Here is a 25,388-nt window from a genome sequence, read left to right on the forward strand (position 1 = left end):
GTTCACATGAGTCAGTACCAGCCGGGCATTCTTGCCGCACCGGTGCCGTTGCAGGCACGCCATCTGTTTTTTGCCGTGGACTCACTGGCCGCGGTGCCCGCTGCGTTGGACGCGCTGGTGCAGTTGACCGATTCGGCGGCGGTGGTGGGTTTTGGCGAACCACTGGTGAATGCCTTGGGCGCCCGGATTGAAGGCTTGCGCACATTCCCCACGGTCAGCGGGCCGGGCGCGCATAACCCGTCAACCCAACAGGCGTTGTGGGTATGGCTGCACGGCGTGGATCGCGGTGAATTGCTGTTGCGCAGCCGCGCCTTCGAAAAGGCCCTGGCCCCGGCGTTCCGCCTGGTGCAGATGACCGAAGGCTTCCGCTACAAGACCGGCTTTGACCTCACCGACTACGAAGACGGCACCGAAAACCCCCACGATGACGCGGCGGTTGAAGCGGCCCTGACCGACAGCGGCGCCAGCTTTGCCGCGATCCAGCAGTGGCAGCACGACCTCGACGGCTTCGCCGCCTTGCCTGCGCAAGAGCGCGACCACATCATCGGTCGCCGCCATGGTGACAACGAAGAACTCGACGACGCCCCCGAGTCCGCCCACACCAAACGCACCGCCCAAGAAAGCTTCACCCCGGAAGCCTTCGTAGTGCGCCGTTCGATGCCATGGGCCGAGAACGGCCAGGCCGGGTTGATGTTTCTCGCGTTCGGCCATTCCTTCGACGCGTTCGAAGCGCAACTGCGCCGCATGAGCGGGCTGGAAGATGGGATTGTCGATGGCCTGTACCGCATCAGCACACCGTTGACCGGCGGTTACTACTGGTGCCCGCCGATCAAGGATGGGCACCTGGACCTGAGCGCGCTGGCTTAAATCACGCCGCACACCAGTCGCTCACCGCCACCGCCCAATGGCTTGGGCATGTCGGAATGGTTGTCGCCGCCGGCATGGATCATCAGCGCGTGGCCCTTGATCTGCGCCAGGCTTTTCAAGCGGGGCGCGAGCACCGGGTTGTTCGAGGTGCCGTCCATGTTCACGTACAGCGCCGGCAGGTCACCCAAGTGGCCGTCGGCGTAAGGGCCCAGGTGCTTGCCGGTTTTTTCCGGGTCGAAGTGTCCGCCGGCGGCCAGTGCCGCGACTTTCACGCCGTCTTTCACACCCGCTTCACAGCTGCCGTTTTCATGGATATGAAAGCCGTGCACGCCCATTGGCAAGGATTTGAGATCAGGGGTGAAAATCAAGCCGTAGGCCGATTCACTGATGGTGATGCTACCGACGGGCTGTGGCGCGCCATCGGCACTGACCAGGTTGACCGGGACTTGCAACGACGCCGCCTGGGCGGAGCCGACCGCGAAGACACTGAGCAGGCCGAGCAGAAGAGAGCGATTCATAAAAGCGTTCCTGAAGGTTATGGGTGTTGGGCAGTTTCAGGAATAACAACGATTGGGCTGCGCCAAACATTCCGTTGGAAAAAACATATTTTTCCAACGGAATAACCTCGGGCCATCAACTGTTTTGCATACCCATCTGTGCAAACAGCGGCACCATCCCCGCGCCGCGACAATGGCGGCAGCCATACACACCCAGCACCACCGGCTCCTTCACCCGCGGTTTTGGCGCCCGCTCGAACCAGGTGGGCGCCACGAAGCGGTAGCCCAGGCCGGGTGCCGTGGCGATGTACAACGCTTCATCGTCACCGAGGGTGCGGCGCAGGGTCTTGATCTGCGTGCGCAGGTTGCATTCCTCCACCACCAGTTTCGGCCAGGCAATGTCGAGCAGTTCGGTTTTCTTCAGCAGTTCGCCGGGGCGCGAGGCGAGGGCGATCAGCAGTGTCAGCGCGCGGCTGCCCAGGTTCACGGGTTGCCCGTGCTTGAGCAGTTGATGGCGCTTGGGGAGCAGTCGATAAGGGCCGAAGTGAATCTCAGCGCAACCGTCGTTGTCGAGGAGCGTTGTGGGTGAATCATTCATGTCGGTCATAGATCACCTGGAAGTTTTATATATAGCCGGCCCGTGAACGAGTCCTTTGGTTATTAGTGCAGTTGCACTAACGGGCGCGGAGGAAAGTTGTTCTCCCAGCAATAAGGCTGCTCGGGAGGGGCTATCAAACGCGATGATTAAGTCGCTGTTGTTACAAATGGAAATATCTGGAAAGTTGGGCAAAAGGCTATTAGCGAGAAATGTGAAGTCGTCGCGAAAATAATTGCCAAGCCTTGCTTCATAGCTCGTTTGCATCGCGCCTTATTGCTCACGTCCGTTGTGCTCACAGTTGTAAGGGCCCCGTAAATCAGGGGCTTCAGCGTGTATTGGGTTTTTTCTGAAAGTTCCGTACCTGAAAATGGATGAATTTTTCTCAACGCCAGGTTGAGCCAAATCTTTCACAGTGCCTGTGTGGAACGTTTCACAAGCTTTCACAGCGAAGGCGTTTTGATCGTGAGTAGTATGGAACCCATGCAAACCGACGGCAGTTCGAAGGCTCACTGTCTGACGTTTTGGGCATTCACCGGTTTGCATACTTTCAGCTTGCTGTTGCGCAACTGAATAACTTCCCTATCGATGCAAGGAGATGAACATGGCTGATGTCCCACCAGTAAAAGCAGGCGGCGCCGACGACGCTATCGCGAAGATGGAAGCGACCTTCAACATGGCTATCGAGAAGTCGGCCAAGATCACCGAAATCAGCACCGCGAAAAAAGCGGAGCTCGACGCCACCAAACAGCGTCCGCAGAACTGATTCGCCAAACGGGCGGCGCCGGCGCTGCCCGTTTACCCTCTGATGCTTGACCCCGTTGCACATGCTCAAGGGGGCAAACCCAACCATGACAGCCTTGATTTCCTTGGGGCCGGTCGCCGCTACTGGCGCACCGACCTTGACCGTGACCGGTGGTTTGCACCAGGGCAGTTCCCTGGTGCTCGACCAGCCGGTCTATACCCTCGGCGCCGACCTGGCGGCCGACTTGGTACTCACCGATCCCGGCATTGCCGGCCTGCACCTGCGCCTGCGGTTTGAAGGCGACCACGTGGCGGTCGAAGCGCTGGGCGGTGACGTGTTGCTCGCCGGCAATGTGCGTATTCCCCACGGCAACGGCCATCGCGCGCGATTGCCGTTGCAACTGCGGATCGGCACGGCGGGTGTGAGCCTGGCTGTGCCTGGTGGCGTTGAAAAACCGTCGGACGCCCCACGCAAAATCACCCCCTGGATTGTCGCGACCGTCCTGCTGTTTATCTGTGCAGGGGCGCTGGCGGTTCGTAGCGAAGCGCCACTGTTGCCCGCACCGGTCGCTGTCGATGAGGTTGCACCACTGAAAAAACCGTCCCGCGAGCAAGCCAAAGCCTGGTTGGAGCAGCAGCTACAAACCGCCCGCTTGGACACCGTGAAAATCAGTGACAGCAACGGCCAGCTCAGCGCCACCGGCACCTTTGAACAGTCGCAAAAGCCACAGTGGCTGGCCTTGCAACAGGCGTTTGACCAGCGCTACGGCCAGCAGGTCGTGCTCAACCCGCGTGTGACGGCCCGCGCCGATGCCGCCGCGCCGCGCGTGCGCTTCCAGGCCGTATGGTTTGGCGCCCAGCCCTACGTGATCAACGACAGCGGCAAGCGCCTGTACCCCGGCGCAGCCCTGGCGGACAACTGGGTGCTGGAACGCATCGAAAACAACCAAGTGATCCTCGCCCGTGGCGAGGAGCGCTTCACCTTCACGCTGTGACCATGCTTTTAAGCTAAGGCCCTGGGATGAAAGTCGAACCCCGCCCGTTGATTCCCAGTGATGTGCGCAGTGCGCCGGTCGAAGCGGTTCGCCCGGTCAACTCGCGCCAGGCCACCGCCTTCGAAGCGGTGCTCAAGACCCGCAAGACCCAGACCCGCCGCTCCCTGCGCAGTGACCTCGAAGCACTCACCGCCGCTGCCGGCGTCGACTCGTTGCTGTTCGGCGGCGCGCGTTCGCTGGAGCTGCTGGAGCATGTGATGGAACACATCCTGCCCGGCCTGGACGCCGAGCCACACATCAAGGCACTGGCTGTCGAGCTGATCGGCGAAGAGATCGAGATGCGCCGCAACCTCGAACAGCAACGCTCGGAGGTGCATACCTGATGGCCCGCGAAAACGACGACGCCGTGCAACTGCTCAAGGGCATTGGAGAACTGTATCGGCGCAATGGCCAGTCCCAGCGCGCCCTGGTGATGTTGCTGATTGCCGTCAGCGTCGCACCCCACGACGGTGTGTTGCTGCGCTCGCTGGTGCTGGCGTTCACCGACAGCGGCGACGCCGCCCGCGCCCTGAGTGCCCTGGACCGCCTGGTGGCAATGGAAGGCGAATCTGCCAGCCTGTTGCTGCTGCGCGCCCGTGCCTTGTGGTACGGCGAGCGCAAGGACGAAGCGCGCCAATGCTTCAAACGCTACCTGGCCGCACGCAGGGCTGGCGCATGAGTGCACTCAACCGCCTGAACAACCTGGCGCGCCTCGCTGCGCAGCGTACCGACGTGATCATCGTCGCGTTTATGCTGATGGCGATCGTGATGATGATCATCCCGCTGCCCACCTACCTGGTGGATGCGCTGATCGGCCTTAACATCGCCCTGAGCATCCTGATCCTGATCGTGGCGTTCTACATCGGCCATTCGGTGGAGTTTTCCGCGCTGCCGCCGCTGATCCTGTTGAGCACATTGTTTCGGTTGTCGCTGTCGATCACCACCACGCGTTTGATTCTGCTGCACGGCGACGCCGGCCATATCGTCAAGGCCTTCGGCGACTTTGTGATTGCCGGGCAAGTGGTGGTGGGCATGGTGGTGTTCCTGATCATTACCGTGGCGCAGTTCGTGGTGATCACCAAGGGGGCCGAGCGTGTGGCGGAAGTGGCTGCGCGCTTCACCCTGGACGCGATGCCCGGCAAACAGATGAGCATCGACAACGACCTGCGCAACGGCGACATCGATCAGGCCGAAGCCCGTCGCCGTCGCTCGCGCCTGGAACGTGAAAGCCAGATGTTCGGCGCGATGGATGGCGCCATGAAGTTCGTCAAAGGCGATGCCATCGCCGGTCTGGTGATCCTTGCGGTCAACCTGCTCGGCGGCATGTTGATCGGCATGATCGAGCGCGACATGCCCTTCGGCGTCGCGGTGCACACCTACTCGTTGCTGACTGTGGGTGACGGCCTGATCGCGCAGATTCCGGCGCTGCTGATTTCCGTGGCGGCGGGCACTGTGGTCACTCGCGTCAACAGCGACGGCGAAGCGGGGGACCTGGGCAGCGAGATCATCAAGCAACTGGGCGCCAGTTACCGTGCGCTGGGCTTGACCGCGTTGATCATGATTGGCGTGAGCCTGCTGCCGGGGTTTCCGACCTGGGTGTTCCTCGGGCTGTCCCTGGTGTTTGGCGGTGCGGCGTTCATGATGTATCGCCGCCATCACCGGCAGCCTGAGCTGGAAGTGCTGGTCGAGACGCCGGAACCGGTGGTCGAAGTGCAGGCCGAACTGGATGACAACCTGCTGCCCGATACCCGTGTGCTGCTGACCCTCGGCAGCGGTGTGTCCCAGAGCGCGCCGCGCCAACTGCTGCGCCAGCGCGTCGAAGCGCTGTGCCATGACCTGCGTACCGAACTCGGCGTGGACATGCCGGTGCCGGGCATCTACATGGAGGCCAAGGCCACGCCGGGCAGTTTCCGCGTGTCCCTGGAAGGCGTGCCGGTGAGCGAAGGCGAATTGCCGATCAACTGCCTGCTGGTGCAGGACGATCCGGTGCATGTGCAGTTGCTGGACATCGCCACTGTGCAGGCCGATTCCCCCCTCAATGGCCGCAGTGCCCACTGGGTCGAACGCCAGCACGAAGACACCCTGCGCAACGCCGGCATCGGCTTCCTGCTGCCCGACGAAGTATTGCGCGGCGTGCTGGAACGTAGCCTGCGTCGCTATGCCGCCGACTTCCTCGGCATCCAGGAAACCCGCCTGCTGCTGGAGCGCACCGAGGCGACCTACGGTGAACTGGTCAAGGAGGCCTTGCGCCTGGTGCCGCTGCAACGGGTGGCCGAAACCTTGCGCCTGTTGGTTGGCGAGGGCGTGTCGATCCGCAACCAGCGCGCTTTGCTGGAAGCCATGGTGGAGTGGGGCGCCCGCGAAACCGACGCCGGGCGCCTGGCCGAACACTTGCGCGCCGCGCTGGCGCGGCAGATCAGCCATCAATACGCCGACCGCAACCGCGTGATCGGTGCGCTGGTACTGGCGCCGGGCCTGGAAGATCAACTGCGTGCCTCCTTGCGCCGCCAGGAGCCGCAGCGCGAACTGATTCCCGAAGAAGTCAGCCGCGCCTTGCTCGCCCAACTGCGCCAGGCCTGTGACAACACCCGCGAGGTCAACAGTGCGGTGTTGCTGGTGCACCCGGAACTGCGTCGCAGCCTGCGCCGCCTGGTGCTGCGCGGTGAGCTGGAGCTGGCGGTGCTGTCGTTCCGCGAGCTGGCCACCGAGTACAACCTGCAAGCGTTGGTGACCATCAGCCTCACCGAAATCTCCAACCGCCGCGCGCCTGCCGCGGCTTCCGTCACCCCCCTGGCGTCCGCCTCATGATGCGTTTTTGTGTGCTGTTGCTGAGTGTTTTTGCATGTGTGAGCCAGGCTCAGGAAATCGCGGCCGGCGCCGGGGGCTCGATTGCCCTGGCCTCCGGTGAAGGGCGCATCCTGCATTTTGTCGCGCCGGTGGATTCAGTACTGGTGGCCGAGCCGAATGTGGCCGACCTGCAAGTGGTGTCGCCGGGCACGATCTATATTTTCGGCAAGGCGCCGGGCAACACCAGCCTGATTGCCCTGGGCAGCGACGGCAAACAACTGGCGAGCCTGACCCTGGCCGTGAGCAGTGGCAGCCAGGCGGTGAGCACGCCGATGCAGGCACTGCACCCCGGCAACGGCGCACAGATCAGCGGCGCCGGTAACCGCCTGGTCGCCAAGGGCACCCTGGGTTCGGTGGCGGAAGCGACCGACCTGAATGCCTTGCTCAACCCTCAGGGGCAAGGTTTCCAGAGCGCGATCAACACCACCGAATACGCAGGCTCCGCCCAAGTGAACCTGCGTGTGCGTTTTGCCGAGGTGTCGCGCTCCGAGCTGCTGCACTACGGTGTGAACTGGAACGCCATGTTCAACAACGGCACCTTCTCCTTCGGCCTGATCACCGGCGGACCACTGGCCGCCGCCACGGCAGGCGGCTTGGCAGCAGCAGGTGCCGGTTCAGGCAACGTGAATATCGACGGCATGCTCGATGCGTTGCAGGCCAACGGCGTGTTGCAGATCCTAGCCGAACCGAATATCACCGCCATGACCGGCCAGACCGCGAGTTTCCTTGCGGGTGGCGAAGTGGCGATCCCGGTGCCAGTCAATCGTGACCTGGTGGGCATCGAATACAAGTCGTTCGGCGTGTCGTTGTTGTTCAACCCGACCCTGCTGCCCAACGGCCGCATCGCCCTGCAAGTGCGCCCCGAAGTCAGCAGCGTGGTCAGCGGCGGCACTGTGGATTTCGGCAACTTCCACGTGCCGTCCTTCAGCGTGCGTCGCGCCGATACGCGGGTGGAGGTCGGCAGTGGGCAGACCTTCGCCATCGCCGGGCTGTTCCAGCGTGAAAGCAGCCAGGACATCGAGAAACTGCCACTGCTGGGCGACCTGCCGATCCTCGGCAACCTGTTCCGCTCCAAGCGCTTCCAGCGCAATGAAACCGAACTGGTGATCCTCATCACCCCGTACCTGGTGGAGCCGGTGCGCGGTCGCACCCTCGCCACGCCCCTCGACGCACAACCGGCTACCGCAGCGGCCACCGGACCGCGCAGCGGCGGGGCGTTCGGTTTCTACATGAATTGATCAGGGGGACTGCCATGACTGCTTTACGCGTATTGATGCTGTTGCCCCTGGCGCTAATGGGTTGCCAGACCCATCTGGCGCCGACGTACTACTCGTCCGAATACCGCGCGGATGGCCTGCCGACCCAGTGTCAGCAGCCTCCGGCCACGGACACCATCGGCCTGGGCGAAGACTTCAAGCCGACCCTGGCGTTGGGCTGCGCGAACAACCTGAACCTGATGCAAATGGTCGAGCGCAAGCAAGACCTGACCCAAGGCCGCCCAACCGGCCCGGTGATGGCCGCGCCCGTGGGCCGCGCGGCCCAGGTGTACATCGAAGGTTTCGACCGCGAGCAATTGCAGCGGCGCAAGGACCAGCAGGAAGCCAAGGCCGGCGCCGCGGGAGGCCAGCAATGAACCGCTTATCGCGGGTCTACCAACCCCAACTCCCGAGCCTGCGCCACCGGGTCACTGATGGCTTTGATGCGCTTGGCTTCCGTCACCAACCGTGCACGTTCGGCAGCTGGAATGTCATCCAGCGGCAACCCCGTCACCCGCTGCTCATACCCCGCCAACACCATCACCAACAACTCATTACGCTGATGCCGGGGCAAGGCGCGGGGCGACTGCGCGACCGGTGCGATGGTCTCCACCGCCAGCTGCGACTGCCCACCCAACGCATACGCCAGGGCCAGGTTGCAGCGGTTGTCGAGGTCGTCGGGCTTGAGGCTCAGGCTCTTGGCGAACGCGGTTTGCGCCGCAGCGGCCTGGCCATTGAGGATCTGCGCCACACCCAGGCGGGTGTAGGCCACTGGCAACCCGCCAATCTCCGCCGCCTGGCCCAGGGCAGTGACGGCACGCTGGGTTTTGCCCAACTGCAATTGCGCGGTGCCCAGGCCGAGCAGGGCGTCGGCATTGTGCGCATCGAACCCCAGGGCTTGCTGGAAAGCCCGCTCGGCGCCCAGCGCATCCTTGGCGTCGAGCTTGGCCTGGCCGAGCTTGAGCCACAACTCGATGCCGGCACCGGGTTGCTGCGCCGCACGCTCGTACAGCGCGGCCGCACTGGCGTAGTCGCCGCGCTTGCTCAGGTCATTGGCCAGTTGCAACGACTTGTCGGAATCGGTCGCGGGCTTGCTGGAGCAGGCCGCCAGCAACAGGGTACTGGCGAGCAGAAAATTCTTGGACATCGTCACAACTCGTCTGGCGAAGGCGGACGCCATGTAAGCATATTTTTGCTGGCCGTCCTATGCCTGTTCGGCAGCCGTTTTGCCAATGCCGCCGAAGAACCGGCGTGGTTCTCCCAGCCCTATGCCTACGTGCTGGTGGACCAGGATGTGCGCAGCGCCCTGGAAGAATTCGGCCACAACCTCGACGTGCCCCTGGTGCTCTCCGACAAGGTGCGCGGCAAGGCCCGCAGCACGATTCGCGGCGCCACCGCCGGTGAGTTCCTGCAGACCCTGTGCAGCACCAACGGCCTCACCTGGTACTTCGACGGCAACCTGCTGTACCTCAATGCCAGCGATGAAATCAGCACCAAGCTTTTCAAGGCCAACGCCCTGGACCTCGACCAGTTGCAGGCCTACCTCAGCAACCTCGATGTGTTCGGCCAGCAACTGTCCATGCGCAACGGCCCCGAGGGCGATGAAGTGTTCGTGTCCGGACCACCGCCGTACCTGGCGCTGGTGCAGCAGCATGTGGATCACCTGCAACCCAAGGTCGTGGCCGCCCCGGTGGCGCGCGAGCGCGGGGTGCGGGTGTTCCGTGGCGCGCAAGTCAGTACCGAAACCCCAACCCAGTAAAGGAGCAGTACCATGTCCGTAACGGCCGTAGACAGCAATCTCGCCCCTGGTGGCGCCAGCCCTGAAGCCAAGTTCAATGCCGCGGTGGATAACGCCAAGGCCGCCGACAAACCCAACGAAGCCGATGACCCCGAGTTCACCGATGCGTTGATCACCCAGGCGGTCACCATCGGCGGTCAGTTCATCATCATGCCGAAGATGCAGGAACTGCTGAACGACGCCATGTCCGATGACGACGAAGAGTAGGAAGCCCCTATGACTATCAGTCTCGCCGCCGGCGCTTCGGCGCTGCCGCCGTCCGCCGGCGCGGGGCCCGCCGGGGCCTCGCAGAACCTGTTCGAGCACATGGCCAACACCGCCAAGGGCATGCCCGAAGGCGCCAGCCCGCACCAGATCGGCTCGGGCCTGATGGAGCGCATGAACAGTTTCATCGACCGCACGCGGGCGTTTTCCGAGCGCGCCGACCTGCTCACCAACAACCCGTCGGCGCCGCCACCGGCTTCGGCAGAGATCCGCACCGCCAGCGCTTCACCTCAAGGCGAGCCGGGGAAAAAGGTCGGTGAGCAACAGGTCGACCAGATCGTCCACTCCCTGGGCAAGATGTTCGACTACTCCATCGAAACCCAGATGGTGGTGCGCGGTGCGACGCAGATTTCCGGTTCCGCCAACACACTGCTCAAGGGCCAATAACGCCATGCCAAGCCCCAACCGCGCCTTGCGCCTGCTGCTGATCGGCCTGCTCGCCAGCCTGTTGCAAGCCTGCAACACCGACCTCTACACCAACCTCAGCGAGCGCGATGCCAACGCCATGGTCGCGGTACTGCTGCGCGGTGGCATCCCGGCGGAACGCAAGGCCCAGGACAACGGCCAGCTCAAGGTAGTGGTCGATGAGTCACGCTTTGCCGAAGCCATGACCCTGCTCGACAACGCCGGCCTGCCGCAACAGAGCTTTTCCAACATGGGCGAGGTGTTCAAGGGCAACGGCCTGGTGTCGTCGCCGGTGCAGGAGCGGGCGCAGATGATCTATGCGCTGAGCGAAGAACTGTCGCACTCGGTGTCGCAGATCGACGGCATCGTCGCCGCCCGCGTGCACGTGGTGCTGCCGGACAACGACTTGCTCAAGCGCGTGATTTCTCCGTCTTCAGCCTCGGTATTGGTGCGTTACGACCCAGGCACCGACATCAATACGCTGATCCCGTAGATCAAGACCCTGGTGGCCAACGGTATTTCCGGCCTGAGTTACGACGGCGTTTCGGTGACGGCAATCAAGGCCGCTGTGGCCATCAGCAATAACCCGGCACAGCCGCGCCTGGCCCGCTTCATGGGCCTTTGGCTGCTGGAAGACAATCTGCCCCAGGCGCGGCTGATGTTTGGTGCGCTTCTGTTGATCGCCCTCGGCGCCGTGGGAGTGCTGGCCCGTCAGCAATGGACGCGTCGCCAGTCCCAGGCGCTGTATGTGCTCAAGGAGGGTGAATGAGTCTGTTCGAACGCTGGCAGGGGCTGATCGCCGAGCCGCTGCAGTTTGTACGCGGGCCTAGCCTGGGCGCGTGTTTTGCCGATGAATTGCCCGACGCCGTGCTGCAGGCGATGCACGGCCAGCCGCGTTTTCGCCAGCGCCTGGAGCAGTTGCTGGTCAGCCATTATCAACTGGCGCCCATGGACCAGTTGGTCACGCCGTTGGCGGCAGACTTGTCGGTATTGCTGCTGTCACCCGCGCAGTTCGCCCGCTTGCCGAGGCTGTGCGGGGCGATCTGGCATGCCGCGACCCTGAGCCGGGAGATCCGCCGCGAGGTGGTCAATGAGCTGCGCGAAGGCCTGGGTGCTGAAGTCTTCGTTTCAGCCCTGGCCTTGCGCCAACTCGGCGGCGCAGCGGATTTACTGCGCGATCCCGGCGAATTGATCGAGGCCATCGACCGCGACGGCCAAGGCTGTGTCGCCGCCTGGCTGCACGCCCAGCATGCCGATTGGCAGGGCTGGTTGCGTTTGCGCTTCGCCTTCCCCCAGGGCCTCAGCGCCCGAGTGCCCCGTGACCTGGAAATTGTCCAGGCCGCCGCCGCGTGCCTGCTGGCCGAGGAGATGACGCCATGAGCGAATTGCCGAGCCGTCCCACCGCCCGCATCCTGCGCGCCGAAGACGCCGCGTTATGGAGCGACGGCTTTGCCTTCCTGCAAGCGGCCAAACAACAGGCTGAACAGATCAAGGCCGACAGCGAACAATGGCTGAGCAGCGCCCGCGCCGAAGGCTTCGAAAGCGCCCGGCAAGCGGGGGCTGAACAGGTCGCGCAATTGCTGCTGCACACCCAGTCCCAGGTGCAGCACTACTTGAGCAGCCTGGAAGCGTCTTTGGCCGACCTGGCCCTGGGCATCGTGCGTGAAGTGCTGGGCGAGTTGGACAACGCCGACCGTGTAGTGCGCAGTACCCGCCAGGCCTTGAGCGCGTTTCGCCAGGACCAGGCGTTGACCTTGTGGGTGCCGCCTGCGGAGGTCGATGCGTTGCGGCAACGCCTCAAGCTGGAAGGGCTGGAGATTGCCGTGGATGCAGACGAACAGTTGCACGCCGGCCAGGCGCGCCTGAACAGCCCGGCCGGATCAGTTGAACTGGGCCTCGAAGCCCAATTGCAAAACCTGCGGCGCAGCCTGTTGCCGTTCGCCGAAGAGGGCGTGGTATGAACCTGGAACAGCTGCTGCCACGCCTGTCCGGGCGCTTGGCGCAAGCACGCTTGCGCCCCATGCACGGTACGGTGTTGAGCATTCGTGGTGTATTGCTGCGGGCCAGTGTGGCCGGCGCGAGCATCGGTGAACTGTGCCAACTGCGTGATCCCGGCAGCGCCCGCAGCCTTAGCGCCGAGGTGATTGGCTTTGACGGTGACGAGGCGATCCTGTCACCCATTGGCTCCATGGAAGGGCTGTCCACCCGCACCCAAATCACCGCCACTGGCGAGACCCTGGGTGTCGCCGTGGGTGATGCGCAACTGGGGAGGGTGATCAGCCCCATGGGCGATTTTCTCGACGGCGACGGCCTCCCGCCGACCGTGGCCCTGCAGCATTACCCGCTGCACGCCGAACCCCCGGCACCGTTTTCGCGGCAGTTGATCGTGCGTTCCATGGCCCTGGGCATTCGTTCCATCGACGGCCTGCTGACCCTTGCCCAGGGCCAACGCATGGGTATCTTTGGTGAGCCCGGCGTGGGTAAGTCTTCGCTGTTGGCCAGCATCATTCGCAACAGCGAAGCCGATGTGATCGTGATCGGCCTGATCGGCGAGCGGGGCAGGGAAGTGCGCGAACTGCTCGACGTGCAGCTCGACGCCCAGGCCCGTGCGCGCACCGTGGCGGTGGTCGCCACCTCGGACCGCCCGGCGGCCGAGCGGGTGCGCGCGGCGTTTGTTGCCACCACCCTGGCCGAATACCACCGCGACCAGGGCCGCAACGTGTTGCTGTTGATGGACAGCCTGACCCGCTTCGCCCGTGCCCAGCGCGAAATCGGCCTGGCCGTGGGCGAACCGCCGACACGGCGTGGTTATCCGCCATCGTTTTTCTCGGCCTTGCCGCGCCTGCTGGAACGCGCCGGCCCCGGTCCCACCGGCAGCATCACCGCGTTGTACACCGTGCTTACCGAGGGTGATGCCGCCAGCGATCCGGTGGCCGAGGAAGCCCGTTCGATCCTCGACGGGCACATCGCCCTCAGCGCCGAACTGGCCCAGCGCAACTACTTTCCGGCGGTGGATGTGTTGCGCAGCCGCAGCCGTTTGATGGAGCAGGTCGCCGGTGAAGAACACAAGCGCCTGGCGATGCGCATCCGCGAGTTGATGGCGCGGTATGGCGAGATCGAAATGCTGATCCGCGTCGGCGAATACTCCGCTGGCAGCGACCCCCTGGCCGACGAAGCAATCAACCGCCACGCCGCCATCGAAGCCTTCCTGCGCCAGAACGCAGGCGAGCCGAGCAACCTGGAACAGACCCTGGCCCATATGCGCCGGGTGTTGGCATGAACAAGGAGCAAACCCAATGAAAACCGAGCAACTGCGCACCCTGCAAACCCTGCGGGTCTTGCGTGAACAACGTGCCGCCAGCCAACTGGCCGCCCAGCAACAACGCTGCGAACAGACTCACGGCGTGCTCACCGACGCCAAGGAGCAACTGCGCCTGCACCGTGAAGCCATCGCCGAGGAAGCGCGGCAGGTGTATGCCTCGCTCACCGAAGGCCTGTCGGTGGCCAGCTGGCAGGCGGCCCAGGATCGGTTGCGCGGGCTGTCGGATGACCAGCAGCAACTGGAAAACGACGTGACTCACGTGTCCACCACGCTCGAAAGCCAGGAGCGCGAGCGCGACCTGTTCCGCCAAGAGCGCCTGAGCCGCCAGCGTCAATCCGACGCCTGGCAAAGCCTGCTGGAAGGCCGTGAGAGCGATGAGCGCCGCGTGGGCGAGCTGCGTGACGAAGGCGTCGGCACATGATCGCAGCCCTTGCCGACCCGTTGTCGCCGTGGCTGACCCACTACGATCCAGCGTTGCTGGCCCTGCATAACCTATTGCATCGCCGCTGTCGCCCTTGGCAAGGCCGCCTCGCCGGGCAGGACCTGCGTGTGCGGTGGGCCACCGAACCGCAAGCCCTCGCCGCGCCGCGTGACGTGCTGCTGTTACTCGGCCGCGCACCCGCGCGCCTGCGTTTGTCCGCCGCAGCGATGGAGCAGTTGTTGCTGCCGCTGGCGCTGTCATTCGACGTGCAACCGTTGCCCGCGCTGGCGCGTTCGCTGTTGCTGGAACTGGCACTGCTCGACCTGATCGAGACCCTGGAGCCGCTGCTCGGCCACCCCGTGCAGTTGCTTGATGTGAGCGAAGGCCAAGACCCGTTTGCCGTGCACGTGGCGCTGGAACTGACGTTCGCCAACCAGCCGCCTATGAGCGCCCAATTGGACCTGAGCGAAAGCGCCGCCATGCTGGTGGCGCAGTTGCTCGCGCACTACGCCCAGCCCGAACCCGAGCCATTGCTGGCCCTGCACCAGACTCTCACGGTGGTGGCGGGGCGGCAGTGGCTGAGCCTCGGCGAACTGCGCAGCCTGCGCCCCGGCGATGTGCTGATGCTGGACCAAGGCCCCGGCCTGCTGCTCGACCTCGCCGGCCGCCTGCAGGCGCGCTGCCAATACCAAGGTGAAGTCCTGCGCCTGCAGGAAGCCTTGAAAGACCCTTTTGTGGAACCGGAGAACCCCATGACTGATGTTGATGCCGCCGCGGCGCTGGATGAGTTGCCGTTGAAACTGGTGTGCCAAGTCGGCACGCTGGAGCTGACCCTGGCGCAATTGCGCGAACTGGGCGCGGGCAGCCTGTTGCAGCTCAACACGCCGGGCGTGGACAGCGTCGACCTGATGGTCAACGGCCGTCGCGTCGGCCAGGGCCAACTGGTGAAAATCGGTGACGGCCTGGGCGTGCGCCTGCTGAGTTTCGCCACCCCATGACCGGTTATCAGCCGAACCTGATCGAGATCATCCTGGTCGTTGCGACGATCGGGCTGATCCCGTTGGCGGTGGTGACGCTCACCGGGTTCATGAAGATCTCGGTGGTGCTGTTCCTGATCCGCAACGCCCTGGGCGTGCAGCAGACGCCGCCGAACCTGGTGCTGTACGGCATCGCATTGATCCTGTCGGTGTACGTGACCACGCCGTTGATTGGCGACATGTACCGGCAAGTGGAGGGGCGCGACCTCAACATCGAGCATGTCGAGCAACTCAAGGATTTAGGCGACGCGTTGCGCCCGCCGCTGCAGGCGCACCTCAAGCGTTTCGCGAATGAATCCGAGCGCGGCTTTTTCGTGCAGGCCACCGAGACTATCTGGTCGCCGGAGGCCCGTGCCGACCTGCGCGATGATGACCTGGTGGTGTTGATTCCGGCGTTCGTCAGCTCGGAACTGACCCGCGCTTTCGAGATCGGCTTCCTGTTGTACATCCCGTTCCTGGTGGTGGACTTGCTGGTGTCCAACGTGCTGATGGCCATGGGCATGTCGATGGTCTCGCCGAACCTGATCTCCATTCCGCTGAAGATCTTTTTATTCGTGTCCCTGAGCGGCTGGTCGCGCTTGATGCACGGTTTGATTCTGAGTTACGGCTGAGGCACGACCCATGGGCCAGGACGTATTCCTGTCATTGATGAAACAGGCACTGATGACCGTGCTGATGCTCTCCGCGCCAGCGCTGGGCGTGGCAATTATCGTGGGGTTGAGCGTGGGCCTGTTCCAGGCGTTGACGCAGATCCAGGATCAGACCCTGCCGCAGGTGGTGAAGCTGGTGGCGGTGTTGCTGACCATCGTGTTCCTGGGCCCGGTCCTCGCCGGGCAAGTAGCGGAACTCGGTGGCCAGGTGCTGGACAACTTCCCGATGTGGACGCGCTGACCGCCCATGGATGCCAGCCTGACCGCGCAGTTCCTGGAGGTCGCCTACCCGGTGATCAGTTCCGCCTCGCTCGCCGCCTGCCGCGCCATGGGCGTGGTGGTGATCACCCCGGCGTTCAACCGCCTCGGCCTCACCGGCATGATTCGCGGCTGCGTGGCCGTGGCCATTTCCATCCCGATGTTTTTCCCGGTGTTCGAAGCGCTGACCTCGATGCCCGAACACGGCAGCGTGTTTATCGCCGGGTTGCTGATCAAGGAGTTCCTCATCGGTATCTTGATTGGCCTGCTGTTCGGCATTCCGTTCTGGGCCGCTGAAGTGGCGGGGGAGTTGATCGACCTGCAACGCGGCTCGACCATGGCGCAACTGGTGGACCCGTTGTCGTCCGGGGAATCCAGCGTGATGGCGACGTTGCTGACGGTGATGCTGATCACGCTGTTCTTCATGTCCGGCGGGTTCATCCTGATGGTCGACGGGTATTACCACAGCTACCAACTCTGGCCGGTCACCTCGTTTACTCCGGTATTCGCCAGCTCGGCATTGCTGGCGGTGTTGTCGATCCTTGATCAGATCATGCGCGTCGGCGTGCTGATGGTCTCGCCGTTATTGATCGCGCTGTTGGTGACAGACCTGATGCTCGCCTACCTGTCACGCATGGCGCCGAACCTGCACATCTTCGACCTGTCGTTGCCGGTGAAGAACCTGTTTTTCACGATCCTGATGGTGATCTACATCGGCTTCCTGATCCCGATGATGCTTGATCAGTTGGCGGAGTTTCGCGGCACCGTCGAACTGCTCAAGACCCTGGCTGGCATGGAGTAGCCCATGGCCGATACCAGCGAAGAGAAATCCCAGCCGGCCACGGACAAGAAGCTCCAGGACGCGCGCAAGAAAGGCCAGGTCGCCAAGAGCCAGGACCTGGTGTCGGGCATGGTCATCCTGTTCTGCACGCTGTGCATCTCGATCCTCGCGCCCCGGGCCAAGGCCCAGGTCACGGCGCTGATCGACCTCACCGCACAGATCTACATCGAGCCGTTCGCCACGGTGTGGCCACGGGTACTCGACCATGCCGAGCAACTGGTGATCGGCATCACCTTGCCGGTGATGGCGGTGACCACCGGCGTGGTGATCCTGACCAACATCATCACCATGCGCGGCTTTGTGTTCTCAGTGGACCCGATCAAGCCCGAGTTCAAGCGCATCAACCCGGCGGAGGGCATGAAAAAGATCTTTGCCCTGCGCAACCTGGTGGAGTTCATCAAGGGCCTGATCAAGGTGCATGTATTGGCGATCGCGTTCTACGTGGTCGGCAAGCATGCGTTGCAGGCCTTGATGGAATCGTCGCGTTGCGGTGCCGAGTGCATGGAGTCGACGTTTTTCCTGGTGCTCAAGCCGCTGGTATTCACCGTGCTCTGCGCGTTCATCCTGGTGGGCGGGGTGGACGTGATGATGCAGCGCTGGCTGTTCGGCCGCGACATGAAGATGACCCGTAGCGAGACCAAGCGTGAACGCAAGGACATCGACGGCGACCCGTTGATCAAGAGCGAACGCCGGCGCCAGCGCAACGAGATGCAGGCCTTGGCCACCAAGCTGGGTTTGAACCGCGCGTCGATGATGATCGGCACCACCGACGGCTGGGTGATTGGTGTGCGTTATGTGCGCGGGGAAACGCCGGTGCCGGTGATTGTGTGCCGGGCCTCGCCGGAGGAGGCGCTGCTGATGTTGCAGGAAGCGTATGACCTGGGCATTCCCCATGCGCCGGACAAAGGGCTGGCGGCGGAGATTGCGCGCAAGACCGTGCCGGGTGATCCGGTGCCGGATGCATCGTTCCAGGCGGTGGCGGATTGGTTGGTCGCGGCTCGGTTGATTTAGTGTGTTCAGGCGCTGGAACTGGAAGGAACACGCCCGCCACAGAGTTTTGCAGAACAGTCCAGGACACCTCAATCATGGCAATCGTCAGCATATCTGTGCAGCAAACATCCGGCGCGTACACTCGGCCCAACGACAATGGCTTCTCCCAGATGTCGGATTCACAACTGGCAAAAGAGTTTGGGAATAACTTTCAAGCCTTCAAGGACCCGAAAACCGGGAATGCAACCGCCGACAAGATCCGTGAGGTGGCTGGACGCCCGCTGACCGGGGATGCACAAAAGGACAAAGAGACCCAGCTGGCCCAGGAAGTCCTCAAGCGTGATCGGGTGCTTAATTCCCTCGACTCGGTGGATGACAATGGCAAGAGGGACGGCATCATCGGGCCCTGGAATCCCGGGATGGCTGCTGGCGCATTGTCGTCCAAACCGTGCAATTGCATTCAGTACGGGAATGCGCAGGTCTCCGCTCAGATTTATTACTGACCTTACGCCATTGGCTGCGCGCCCTAAAGTGTGCAGCCAGCGTGAGGGTGCCGGTCAGGGCTTGTCTACATCGTGGTATTCGCCGCCATACCCGTCGCCGACTCGCCAGATGATGTCGTGGTTGTCGTTGGTCCACTCCGACGGTTTCAGCGAGTACTTGTAGTCTTCCGAATTGCGGTTGTTGCCGTCGCCAATGTAATCCGGGTGATCGCGCCGATGATCGCCGCCACGGATACTCGAGCGCGCATCCCATTCTTCCTTGCGAAAGTCAAAGATGCTCTGGTCCTGTGGAGCATCGCGCTGGCTCCAGTCGGACAGGTAAGTCTGCAGCCACACATAAGCCTCATCGCCGTTCGGCTTGAGCAGCCCATCCTGCTTGAAGTCCTGGATCTGGTCCCAGTTCTGCATCGAAATCTTGTGCAACTTGTGCGACTGCACGGTGCTGAGGATGGCGCCGACAAACGACAATGCGCCGGAAATCAGGAAGCCCACCGGCCCGAGGAACGGAATGATGCGCCCGGTAACGCCGAGGGTGGTAAGCACACCGCCGCCTGCCGCGACCAGGCTGCTCACGCCACCGGCCATCGACAATGAACCCGAGGCGATTTTCACCGGATCTTTTTCGCGCACGCCATCCCGCAGGGTGAAGGCCGCCTGCACCACACTGATCACGCCGCCGGCGACGTCGGTGGCCATGCCAATCACCTTGATCGCACTGCTGGCGAACTTGGCGCCAAAGCCCGCACCGGCCACGCCGCCACGGCTGGCGATGCCTTTTTCGATGCCTTCCTGGACCTTCTTCGCGCCCTCATCGCTCCAGCCGCCGCTGTTGAGCACTTTGCCCACGTCCTTGCCGTCGTCCATGGCCTGGTCGACGATGTCGAAGTACTTCTTCTGCACCGCTTCGGCGTCCTTGGGCAGGGCGTGGTAACCCTCGCCGGGCTTGGCCCACAGGTCGGGCAGCGAGCGGTCGAAGCCCATCAGTTTGTAGGCGTTGGTGCCGCGCAGCTTGTCGTAGACCTTCAGGCCCAGGGTGGCGAAGTGGGAGCCGGTGCCGAGGAAACCGAGGAAGTCGTTGGCGATCCCCAGGCGTTTCATCGGCGTGTCGGCCAATTTGCCGCCTTGCCCCGCCAGTTGGTAGACGATCCGGCCCATGCCGATGGCGCCGCCCACCGAGCCGAGCACGCCGTTGTCCTTGAGGAAGGTCAGGTTCTTCACGAATGAACTGCGGTTCTCTTCGCTGAGGCTCGGCATAATCTCCTTGCTCACCGCGTGTTCGATGTCGCTGAAGCTGATCACGCCGTTTTTCTGCCAGGTGTCACCCAGTGAAATCATCGCCTTGCCGAAGTCGGCGGCGGCGCCTTTGTCCTTGAGCAACTGGTCGACGAACTTGGAATACACCCCCAGCGCCTGGCGCGGCAGGCCATCGGCACCGCCCTTGAGCATGGAAAGGATGGCCATGGTGTTGTCGGTGGTGGCCAGGGCGGTGTTGTCGTCGCTGATCTTGCTTGGGTCGTCCATCAGTTTTTCGACGGCGTCGGTGTAGCCGTCAATCTGCAGGTTTTGCAGGAAGTTGTCAGCCTTGGCCGGGTCGATGTCGGCCAGGGCGGTGTAGGCGGTCTGGATTTCCTGGGTGGCCAGCTCGGTCTTGCCGTCGTCCTGCAGGGCCTTGATGTATTGGGTGAAATTCTCCGAGGAGGTGCTGTCGATCAGCTTCTGATGCACCTCGTCGACCTTGGCCTGGCCGCCGTCGACTTTGCCCAGGGCCGCATCGTGGTTGGCCTTGATGTCGGCCTGGATAGTGGAGTCGCCCAGCAGTTCGCTGATGGTCTTGTCGATGGATTGGGTGTCGAAGATGTTGTCGCGCACATCTCGCGAGGTCACGTCGATGGGCGTGGTGGCGATGCCCTGGTTGCCGAAACCATGCTCGGGAATGATCGACATGCCGTTGTCGGCCATGCTCTTGGCTTCCACCGCGCGCAGGAACTTGGCGCGCGGGTCATCCTTGCCGATGCTGCCGTCCTTGACCCCGGCGCGGTAGCTGTCCACCAGGGTTTTCATCGACAGGTCCTGCACGCTCAACGGGTTGCCGCTTTCGTCTTTTTCAGTGGTGGCGAGGTTGTCGACGGACACGTCCTTGAGCGGCGGCAAGCCGTTGTCGGCGCGCAGTTTGTCGACGTCGGTGGTTTGCTGGGCGATGTCGGTGCGATAGCCGGAAATCTGTTCGAACATCTGCGGGTTGGTTTCTTCGCTGACGATGATTTTCTCTTCGGCGCCACCCGGTTTGTGTTGGGTGAAGGCGATCAACCCAGGGCCGTAATCGCCCGCGCCGCCGACGCTCATGATGTCTTCGGTGGATGCCAGGTAAGCATCCGGCCCGGCCAGGCTGTAGCCGTCGCCCTTGGCTTTTTCGATACCGGCCAGGCTCTGGCCCTTGGTGGTGTAGGCAGCGAAGGCTTCCGGGGTAATGTCCTTGGACACCACCAGCAATTTGCCGTCGGCGCCGTTGACCACCAGGATGCCGTCCATGGGCGCGTCGACCTTGCTGATGTCACCCAGCTTGAGGCTGGCTTCGTCTTTGCGCAGCAGTTCCTGGCCAGGCAACGACTGCGCATTCTTGATGTAGTCGAACGCAGGGGTGCCTTCGCTTTTGTGCACCGCCTGCAGGAAGGTGTAGAGGCTGCTGCCGGCGTTGGGGTTGGGGTTGCTCAGGTCCGCGCCGGGCTGCGGCAGGGCGGCCTCGGACTGGCTGATCATGTATTTCTTGCCCTGGTGTTCGAACAGGATCACCCCGGACTTGGGGTCTTCGGACACCACTTTGAGCTGGCTGAAATCCAGGTCGCCGGGCAGGCGGGTGACCTCCTCAAAGCCCTTGGCCTTGCCGTCGTTGAGGGCCTCTTTGGTCACGCCGGCGTTGTTGTAGCTGGCAAACGCCTCGGGCGTGAGCGATTCGGCGATCACCAGGGTCTGGCCGTTTTCCATCTCGACCTTGACGACCCCGTCCTTGGCTTCGCCCACCGACTTGATGTTGGCCAGGCGCACGGTGGGCTCGTCTTCGCGCAACAGCTGCTGGTCAGGGTTGCCCAGGGCTTCACGGATTGCCTTGCCGGCCGGTGTGCCCTGGGTTTCGGCCAGGGTGTGCAGCAGGTCGTAGAGCGGCGTGCCCTCATCCGGCCCACCTTGGTTGACCGGCGCCACGGCATGGCCGAAATGCAGGCCCTTGAGCAGGTCGAAGCCTTCCTGGACCTTGTCCGCGCCTTCGCGGGTGATCTTGAATTTGTTGCCGTCCTGCTCGAAATAGATCACCCCGGCGTCCTTGTCTTCGGACACCACCTTGAGTGTGTCGATATCCAGCTTGGCGGGCAGGGCGGTGACTTCCTTGTAGTCGTCCGGCTTGAGCTGTTGATTGCTGGCCCCGGTGGCCGCCAGGATCTTGGCCTTGTTCAGCGCCGCATCAAAAACGCGCTCCGGCGCACGGGTTTCACTGACGCGGGGCGAAGCGGCTTTCTCGGGTCGGTTGATCATTCTTCAGTCCATGTGAGTGGGGGCGCACGAGGACTCGATAGTAGGCGTTGGCGGGGGGTAAAAAGACGGCTTTTGGCAAGATCGCACAAGCTTTCACAGCTGTGAAATACCCCTGTCATCTCTGTAGTGAGCGGGGTTGTTGTGGTGAACTGGGCAAGCCCGCTCACCACAACAACCCCGCTCACTACAGAAAATCATTCCAGATTGACGTTTCTAGCGGTGCTGGAAGCGCGGCAGGGAGGCGATGCGCAATTTGGGCTCCTGAAGCCGCGCCAAATCCGTCGCAATCTGCGCCCGCCAAAAATGCGCGCCGGACAATTGCGCATCCACCCACGCCTGGCGCAGCAACACTTTGGCCTTGTCCACCGAGCCGAAGTGCGCCTGGCGCAGGGTCAGTTGTGCCTTGATGCGCAACATCTGCGGTGCGAACCAGCGTTCGTGGCGGCCGAGGGCCAGTTGCAGGGTGTCTTCCAGCACTTCCAGGGCGAGTTTTTCCAGGCCCAGGCGCGCCAGGCCCAGGGCGTATTCGCAGCGAAGTAGGCTGTAGAGCTGGCTGTCACCCTGGCCTTGCAGGTGATGCAGGGCTTCGCCCAGTTGCGGCACGCCGGCTTCGGGCGAGCCTTCGCGGATCAGCAGGATGCTTTCGAAGCACAGGCGAAATTGCCGCCAGATATGCAGGTCCTGACCGGTGGTGCTGCCTTGCAGCAACCCCAGGTAGTAGCGCACTTTCGGCAGGTTGGACGCCAGCAACGCCAAGGGGATCGCGCCCAGGCACAGCGTGTACCAGAGGGTCGCGGGGTGATCGAGGGAGATGGCTTCGTCGACGCACTGGCCGATCAGGCGCAGTGCCGGGTCGACATCGCCTTCGAGCAGCTGCACCTTGGCCTTGAGGCAGCGCGCGGCGATGCGTTGGTCGAAGTGCACGTCGATGATGTGCGAGCGCGGCGCCGACGGTGAGCCGAGCGCTTCGTCGATATTCTGCCTAGCGCCCAGCAGGTCACCCATGTGGAACAGCGCCACGGCGCGCATGCGCTTGCCGAGCAGTTGGTGGCTGCCGCTGCTGTTCAGGGCGATGTAGCGCTCGGCCAGTTCCAGCGCTTCGGTGTACTGGTTGCAGCCGCAGCGGTCGGTCCACAAACCCCACAACGCGCGCAATTTGTGCTCGGCATCACCGAGGTCGCGGGCGTCTTCGCGCACCTGGCGCCAGGCTTCGCGCATTTCGCTGCCGGTGCCGTAGGTGAGCATCAGCACACTGGCCAGGGCGGTCTGCAACAACATGCGCTGGCGCAACGGCAGTGGGACGAGGCCGTCGCTGGCCAGGCCTTTATCGACCCAGGTGCGGCACTCGCTGACCAGGGACAAACGCAACCACAGCGGCACGCCACCCAAGGTCAGTTCGATGCCCAATGCCAAGTCGCCGCTGGGCGAGTAGGCCCAGTCGAGCGCCGCACGGATGGTGTTGATTTCCGGGCCGTAGAGCGCCAGCCAGGTTTCCGGCGACAGGCCGTCCAGGGTCTGCCCGGCTTCCTGCAGCATGCCGAGGGCATAGCGTGCATGGCGTTGGCAGGTTGAGCGGGTTTCGCCTTGTTCGCTGAGTTTTTCCAGGGCGTAGGCGCGGGTGGTTTCCAGTAGGCGATAGCGTTTGAGCGCCTTGGACTCACCGGCGATCAGCAGTGACTTGTCCATCAGGCTTTCGAGCAGGGGCAGGGCGTTGCGCGGGTCGAGGCTGCTGCTGGCGGTCATCGACTTGACCGCTTCCAGGGTGAAGGAACCGGTGAACACCGCGAGCTGACGCAGCATCGCCTGTTCATCGCCACTGAGCATGGCGTAGGTCCAATCCAGGGTGGCGCTCAAGGAGCGATGGCGGGCGAGGGCGGTGCGTCGGCCAGTCATTTGCAGGCGGAAGCTACCGTCGAGCAGGCCCACCAGGTCCTGGATGCCAAAGGTGCGCACGCGGGCGGCGGCGATCTCGATGGCCAAGGCGTTGCTGTCGAGCTTGCGGCAGATCGCACAGACCGCCGCGACATCGGTATCACCGAACACAAAGTCAGGGTCGAGGGCGCGCACTCGCTCCACAAACAGGCGCACGCCGGACCAGGCCAGGGCTTCCTGGGCGCTGAGGCTGGCGTGTGCGTCGGGCACTTGCAGCGGTGCCAGGTCGTGCACCCGTTCACCGTCGGCGCGCAGGGGTTCGCGGCTGGTGGTCAGCACATGGCATTGGGGCGCGCTGCGCAGCAGGGTTTCCACGGCGTCGGCGGTGGCCGGCAGCACGTGTTCGCAGTTGTCCAGCACCAGCAACAGACGCCGGTTGGCCAGGCTGGCGGCCACGCCGTGCAGTGGGTCTTCGCTGACGGTCTGGATGCCCAGGGCGCTGGTGAGCATGCCGGCCACCCATTGCCCGCTGGTGGCGGGGGCCAGGTCGACAAAACAACTGCCCAGGTTGAGTTCACTGGCCAAGCGCTGCGCCACGGCCATGGCCACGGTGGTCTTGCCGATGCCGCCGGGGCCGGTGAGGGTGACGAAGCGCTGGCTCATGACCTGGTCGGCCAGGCTGGCGATCAAGGCGTCGCGGCCGATCACTTCAGCTGTCGACGTCGGCAGGTTGGGCTCATCCACCCGCACATAAGGCACCGGCAGGTGCTCTTCACCGGGAGCCAGTACCGTGACGGGCGCCACAAACCGATAACCCCGACCCGGCACCGTGACGATATAGCTGAAGTTGCCATCGTCACCCAGGGCCCGGCGCAATGCGACGATCTGCGCGCGCAGGTTGCATTCCTCCACCACCACCTTGGGCCAGGCGAAGGAGATCAGTTCGGATTTCTCCAGCAGTTCGCCGGCGCGGGTCACCAGGGCAATCAGCAGGTAGAGCGCACGGCTGCCGAGGGTCACCGGCTCGCCGTTGCGCAGTAATACGTGCTGCCTTGCCAGGAGTAGGAAAGGGCCGAAGCCAATGGTGCTGTCCGGGGTGGCCGGCGCGGGGTGGTCTGCGTCCAGGAAGGACACTGCGTGGTTCTTGCTCGAGCTCATCAAATCGTCCTTTTTATAGTCGGGCTTGTTTTCGGCGATCAGGCCGTTCGCCCTTTTTGGGGTGCAGATGTGCAGCAGCAGTCTTGGAAAGTTGATGTCGATCAAAAGGTCGGAAGGCCGCCCTCCTTTGGGGCGTGGTGGTTTTTATAGGTGGATCGCCGGCCATGCTTCAGGGGATGAGACTGTCTCAGAGCTGAAACATTTTATTACCAGAAACACGGATAAAGCAGAATGTATGCCAGTTGGCATGTAACAAACATGACAACAACCGTATGAAATTTATGGTGATTTTTGCGGTCGTCGGCGGCCCTTAAGAGCCTTCGTTCGGAAAGGCGAATATTTCTAATTGTGTCGTTCGGGATGCCGAATAAACCGCCGGGGTTTTGGCAATGTTTTATTGACTGTGTATCGAACTGTATCCCCGCCCCATCCTGATACACCCGCATGACGTTCTATCGCGTTCGCGACACAGACCGGATACACGCCTGGCTTTAACTCTGCACA

Annotated in this window: 26 protein-coding genes and 1 pseudogene; 22 read left to right on the forward strand and 5 right to left on the reverse strand. The window is 63.2% G+C overall.

What is annotated here, in order from left to right; all coding sequences use genetic code 11:
• Window positions 1-6: 6 nt before the first annotated feature.
• On the forward strand, window positions 7-867 hold the full coding sequence (locus H096_RS21330) for a Dyp-type peroxidase (protein ID WP_033901341.1): 861 nt from the start codon (window positions 7-9) through the stop codon (window positions 865-867).
• Here H096_RS21330 and sodC read toward each other — a convergent pair.
• Window positions 864-1,385, reverse strand: coding sequence for a superoxide dismutase family protein (gene sodC, locus H096_RS21335; protein ID WP_016977469.1), 522 nt, complete (start codon window positions 1,383-1,385; stop codon window positions 864-866). The genes H096_RS21330 and sodC overlap by 4 nt on opposite strands.
• Before the next feature lie 115 nt (window positions 1,386-1,500).
• Complete coding sequence (locus H096_RS21340) at window positions 1,501-1,971, reverse strand: winged helix-turn-helix domain-containing protein (RefSeq protein ID WP_156717508.1); 471 nt, start codon at window positions 1,969-1,971, stop codon at window positions 1,501-1,503.
• A 592-nt stretch (window positions 1,972-2,563) separates the two neighbouring features.
• Here H096_RS21340 and H096_RS34270 point away from each other — a divergent pair.
• The 7 genes from H096_RS34270 (at window position 2,564) to H096_RS21370 (ending at window position 8,217) form a co-directional block, all read left to right on the forward strand.
• Window positions 2,564-2,725 (forward strand): hypothetical protein, encoded by a 162-nt coding sequence (locus H096_RS34270; protein ID WP_016969018.1) that lies wholly within the window; start codon window positions 2,564-2,566, stop codon window positions 2,723-2,725.
• A gap of 85 nt (window positions 2,726-2,810) precedes the next feature.
• A complete protein-coding gene (locus tag H096_RS21345) occupies window positions 2,811-3,698 on the forward strand; it encodes an EscD/YscD/HrpQ family type III secretion system periplasmic domain-containing protein (RefSeq protein ID WP_033901342.1) in 888 nt (295 codons plus the stop codon).
• Between the two features lie 26 nt (window positions 3,699-3,724).
• Window positions 3,725-4,081, forward strand: a complete 357-nt coding sequence (locus H096_RS21350) for a hypothetical protein (protein WP_033901343.1) — start codon at window positions 3,725-3,727, stop codon at window positions 4,079-4,081.
• A complete protein-coding gene (locus tag H096_RS21355) occupies window positions 4,078-4,416 on the forward strand; it encodes a type III secretion protein (RefSeq protein WP_191983019.1) in 339 nt (112 codons plus the stop codon). The genes H096_RS21350 and H096_RS21355 overlap by 4 nt, the downstream gene beginning before the upstream one ends.
• Window positions 4,413-6,545 (forward strand): type III secretion system export apparatus subunit SctV, encoded by a 2,133-nt coding sequence (gene sctV / locus H096_RS21360; protein ID WP_033901345.1) that lies wholly within the window; start codon window positions 4,413-4,415, stop codon window positions 6,543-6,545. Before H096_RS21355 ends, sctV begins: the two co-directional genes overlap by 4 nt.
• Window positions 6,542-7,822, forward strand: a complete 1,281-nt coding sequence (locus H096_RS21365; RefSeq protein WP_033901346.1) for a type II and III secretion system protein family protein — start codon at window positions 6,542-6,544, stop codon at window positions 7,820-7,822. The genes sctV and H096_RS21365 overlap by 4 nt, the downstream gene beginning before the upstream one ends.
• A gap of 14 nt (window positions 7,823-7,836) precedes the next feature.
• Window positions 7,837-8,217: a hypothetical protein gene (locus H096_RS21370; protein WP_033901347.1), complete on the forward strand. Its 381-nt coding sequence runs from the start codon at window positions 7,837-7,839 to the stop codon at window positions 8,215-8,217.
• A 5-nt stretch (window positions 8,218-8,222) separates the two neighbouring features.
• Here the strand turns inward: H096_RS21370 and H096_RS21375 are convergent, their stop codons facing one another.
• Complete coding sequence (locus H096_RS21375) at window positions 8,223-8,987, reverse strand: tetratricopeptide repeat protein (protein ID WP_033901348.1); 765 nt, start codon at window positions 8,985-8,987, stop codon at window positions 8,223-8,225.
• Between the two features lie 48 nt (window positions 8,988-9,035).
• Between H096_RS21375 and H096_RS21380 the strand changes: the two genes are divergently transcribed.
• From H096_RS21380 to H096_RS21445, 14 genes and pseudogenes are all read left to right on the forward strand, one after another.
• Window positions 9,036-9,599 (forward strand): hypothetical protein, encoded by a 564-nt coding sequence (locus tag H096_RS21380; RefSeq protein WP_025999889.1) that lies wholly within the window; start codon window positions 9,036-9,038, stop codon window positions 9,597-9,599.
• Between the two features lie 12 nt (window positions 9,600-9,611).
• A complete protein-coding gene (locus tag H096_RS21385; protein ID WP_028616832.1) occupies window positions 9,612-9,845 on the forward strand; it encodes a hypothetical protein in 234 nt (77 codons plus the stop codon).
• Window positions 9,846-9,854: 9 nt separating this feature from the next.
• Window positions 9,855-10,289 carry a hypothetical protein gene (locus H096_RS21390; protein ID WP_016978397.1) on the forward strand — a complete coding sequence of 145 codons (435 nt, stop codon included), beginning with the start codon at window positions 9,855-9,857 and terminating at the stop codon, window positions 10,287-10,289.
• Window positions 10,290-10,293: 4 nt separating this feature from the next.
• Window positions 10,294-11,076: pseudogene (gene sctJ, locus H096_RS21395) on the forward strand (type III secretion inner membrane ring lipoprotein SctJ).
• Window positions 11,073-11,687 (forward strand): hypothetical protein, encoded by a 615-nt coding sequence (locus tag H096_RS21400; RefSeq protein ID WP_033901349.1) that lies wholly within the window; start codon window positions 11,073-11,075, stop codon window positions 11,685-11,687. Before sctJ ends, H096_RS21400 begins: the two are co-directional and overlap by 4 nt.
• The gene (locus H096_RS21405) at window positions 11,684-12,268 is read left to right on the forward strand and encodes a FliH/SctL family protein (RefSeq protein WP_033901350.1); all 585 of its coding nucleotides are present in this window, start codon (window positions 11,684-11,686) and stop codon (window positions 12,266-12,268) included. The genes H096_RS21400 and H096_RS21405 overlap by 4 nt, the downstream gene beginning before the upstream one ends.
• Window positions 12,265-13,587, forward strand: a complete 1,323-nt coding sequence (locus H096_RS21410) for a FliI/YscN family ATPase (protein ID WP_033901351.1) — start codon at window positions 12,265-12,267, stop codon at window positions 13,585-13,587. The genes H096_RS21405 and H096_RS21410 overlap by 4 nt, the downstream gene beginning before the upstream one ends.
• Before the next feature lie 16 nt (window positions 13,588-13,603).
• Window positions 13,604-14,050: a hypothetical protein gene (locus H096_RS21415; protein WP_016978393.1), complete on the forward strand. Its 447-nt coding sequence runs from the start codon at window positions 13,604-13,606 to the stop codon at window positions 14,048-14,050.
• Complete coding sequence (sctQ, locus tag H096_RS21420) at window positions 14,047-15,048, forward strand: type III secretion system cytoplasmic ring protein SctQ (RefSeq protein ID WP_033901352.1); 1,002 nt, start codon at window positions 14,047-14,049, stop codon at window positions 15,046-15,048. Before H096_RS21415 ends, sctQ begins: the two co-directional genes overlap by 4 nt.
• On the forward strand, window positions 15,045-15,698 hold the full coding sequence (sctR, locus tag H096_RS21425; RefSeq protein ID WP_017137580.1) for a type III secretion system export apparatus subunit SctR: 654 nt from the start codon (window positions 15,045-15,047) through the stop codon (window positions 15,696-15,698). The genes sctQ and sctR overlap by 4 nt, the downstream gene beginning before the upstream one ends.
• A 10-nt stretch (window positions 15,699-15,708) precedes the next feature.
• Window positions 15,709-15,978 (forward strand): flagellar biosynthetic protein FliQ, encoded by a 270-nt coding sequence (locus tag H096_RS21430; protein ID WP_016969171.1) that lies wholly within the window; start codon window positions 15,709-15,711, stop codon window positions 15,976-15,978.
• Between the two features lie 6 nt (window positions 15,979-15,984).
• Entirely contained in the window at window positions 15,985-16,797 is an 813-nt protein-coding gene (gene sctT, locus H096_RS21435; protein WP_016978389.1) for a type III secretion system export apparatus subunit SctT, read from the forward strand.
• 3 nt (window positions 16,798-16,800) lie between these two features.
• A complete protein-coding gene (locus tag H096_RS21440; protein ID WP_033901353.1) occupies window positions 16,801-17,847 on the forward strand; it encodes an EscU/YscU/HrcU family type III secretion system export apparatus switch protein in 1,047 nt (348 codons plus the stop codon).
• Window positions 17,848-17,921: 74 nt separating this feature from the next.
• Window positions 17,922-18,329 (forward strand): hypothetical protein, encoded by a 408-nt coding sequence (locus tag H096_RS21445; RefSeq protein WP_033901354.1) that lies wholly within the window; start codon window positions 17,922-17,924, stop codon window positions 18,327-18,329.
• 54 nt (window positions 18,330-18,383) lie between these two features.
• On the opposite strand, the gene H096_RS21450 is transcribed toward H096_RS21445, so the two are convergent.
• On the reverse strand, window positions 18,384-21,854 hold the full coding sequence (locus H096_RS21450; protein WP_033901355.1) for a hypothetical protein: 3,471 nt from the start codon (window positions 21,852-21,854) through the stop codon (window positions 18,384-18,386).
• 213 nt (window positions 21,855-22,067) lie between these two features.
• Window positions 22,068-24,884, reverse strand: coding sequence for a winged helix-turn-helix domain-containing protein (locus H096_RS21455; protein WP_033901369.1), 2,817 nt, complete (start codon window positions 24,882-24,884; stop codon window positions 22,068-22,070).
• Between the last annotated feature and the right edge of the window lie 504 nt (window positions 24,885-25,388).

It is taken from the genome of Pseudomonas sp. FH1 (assembly GCF_000510895.2).
Taxonomy (GTDB): domain Bacteria; phylum Pseudomonadota; class Gammaproteobacteria; order Pseudomonadales; family Pseudomonadaceae; genus Aquipseudomonas; species Aquipseudomonas azotoformans_A.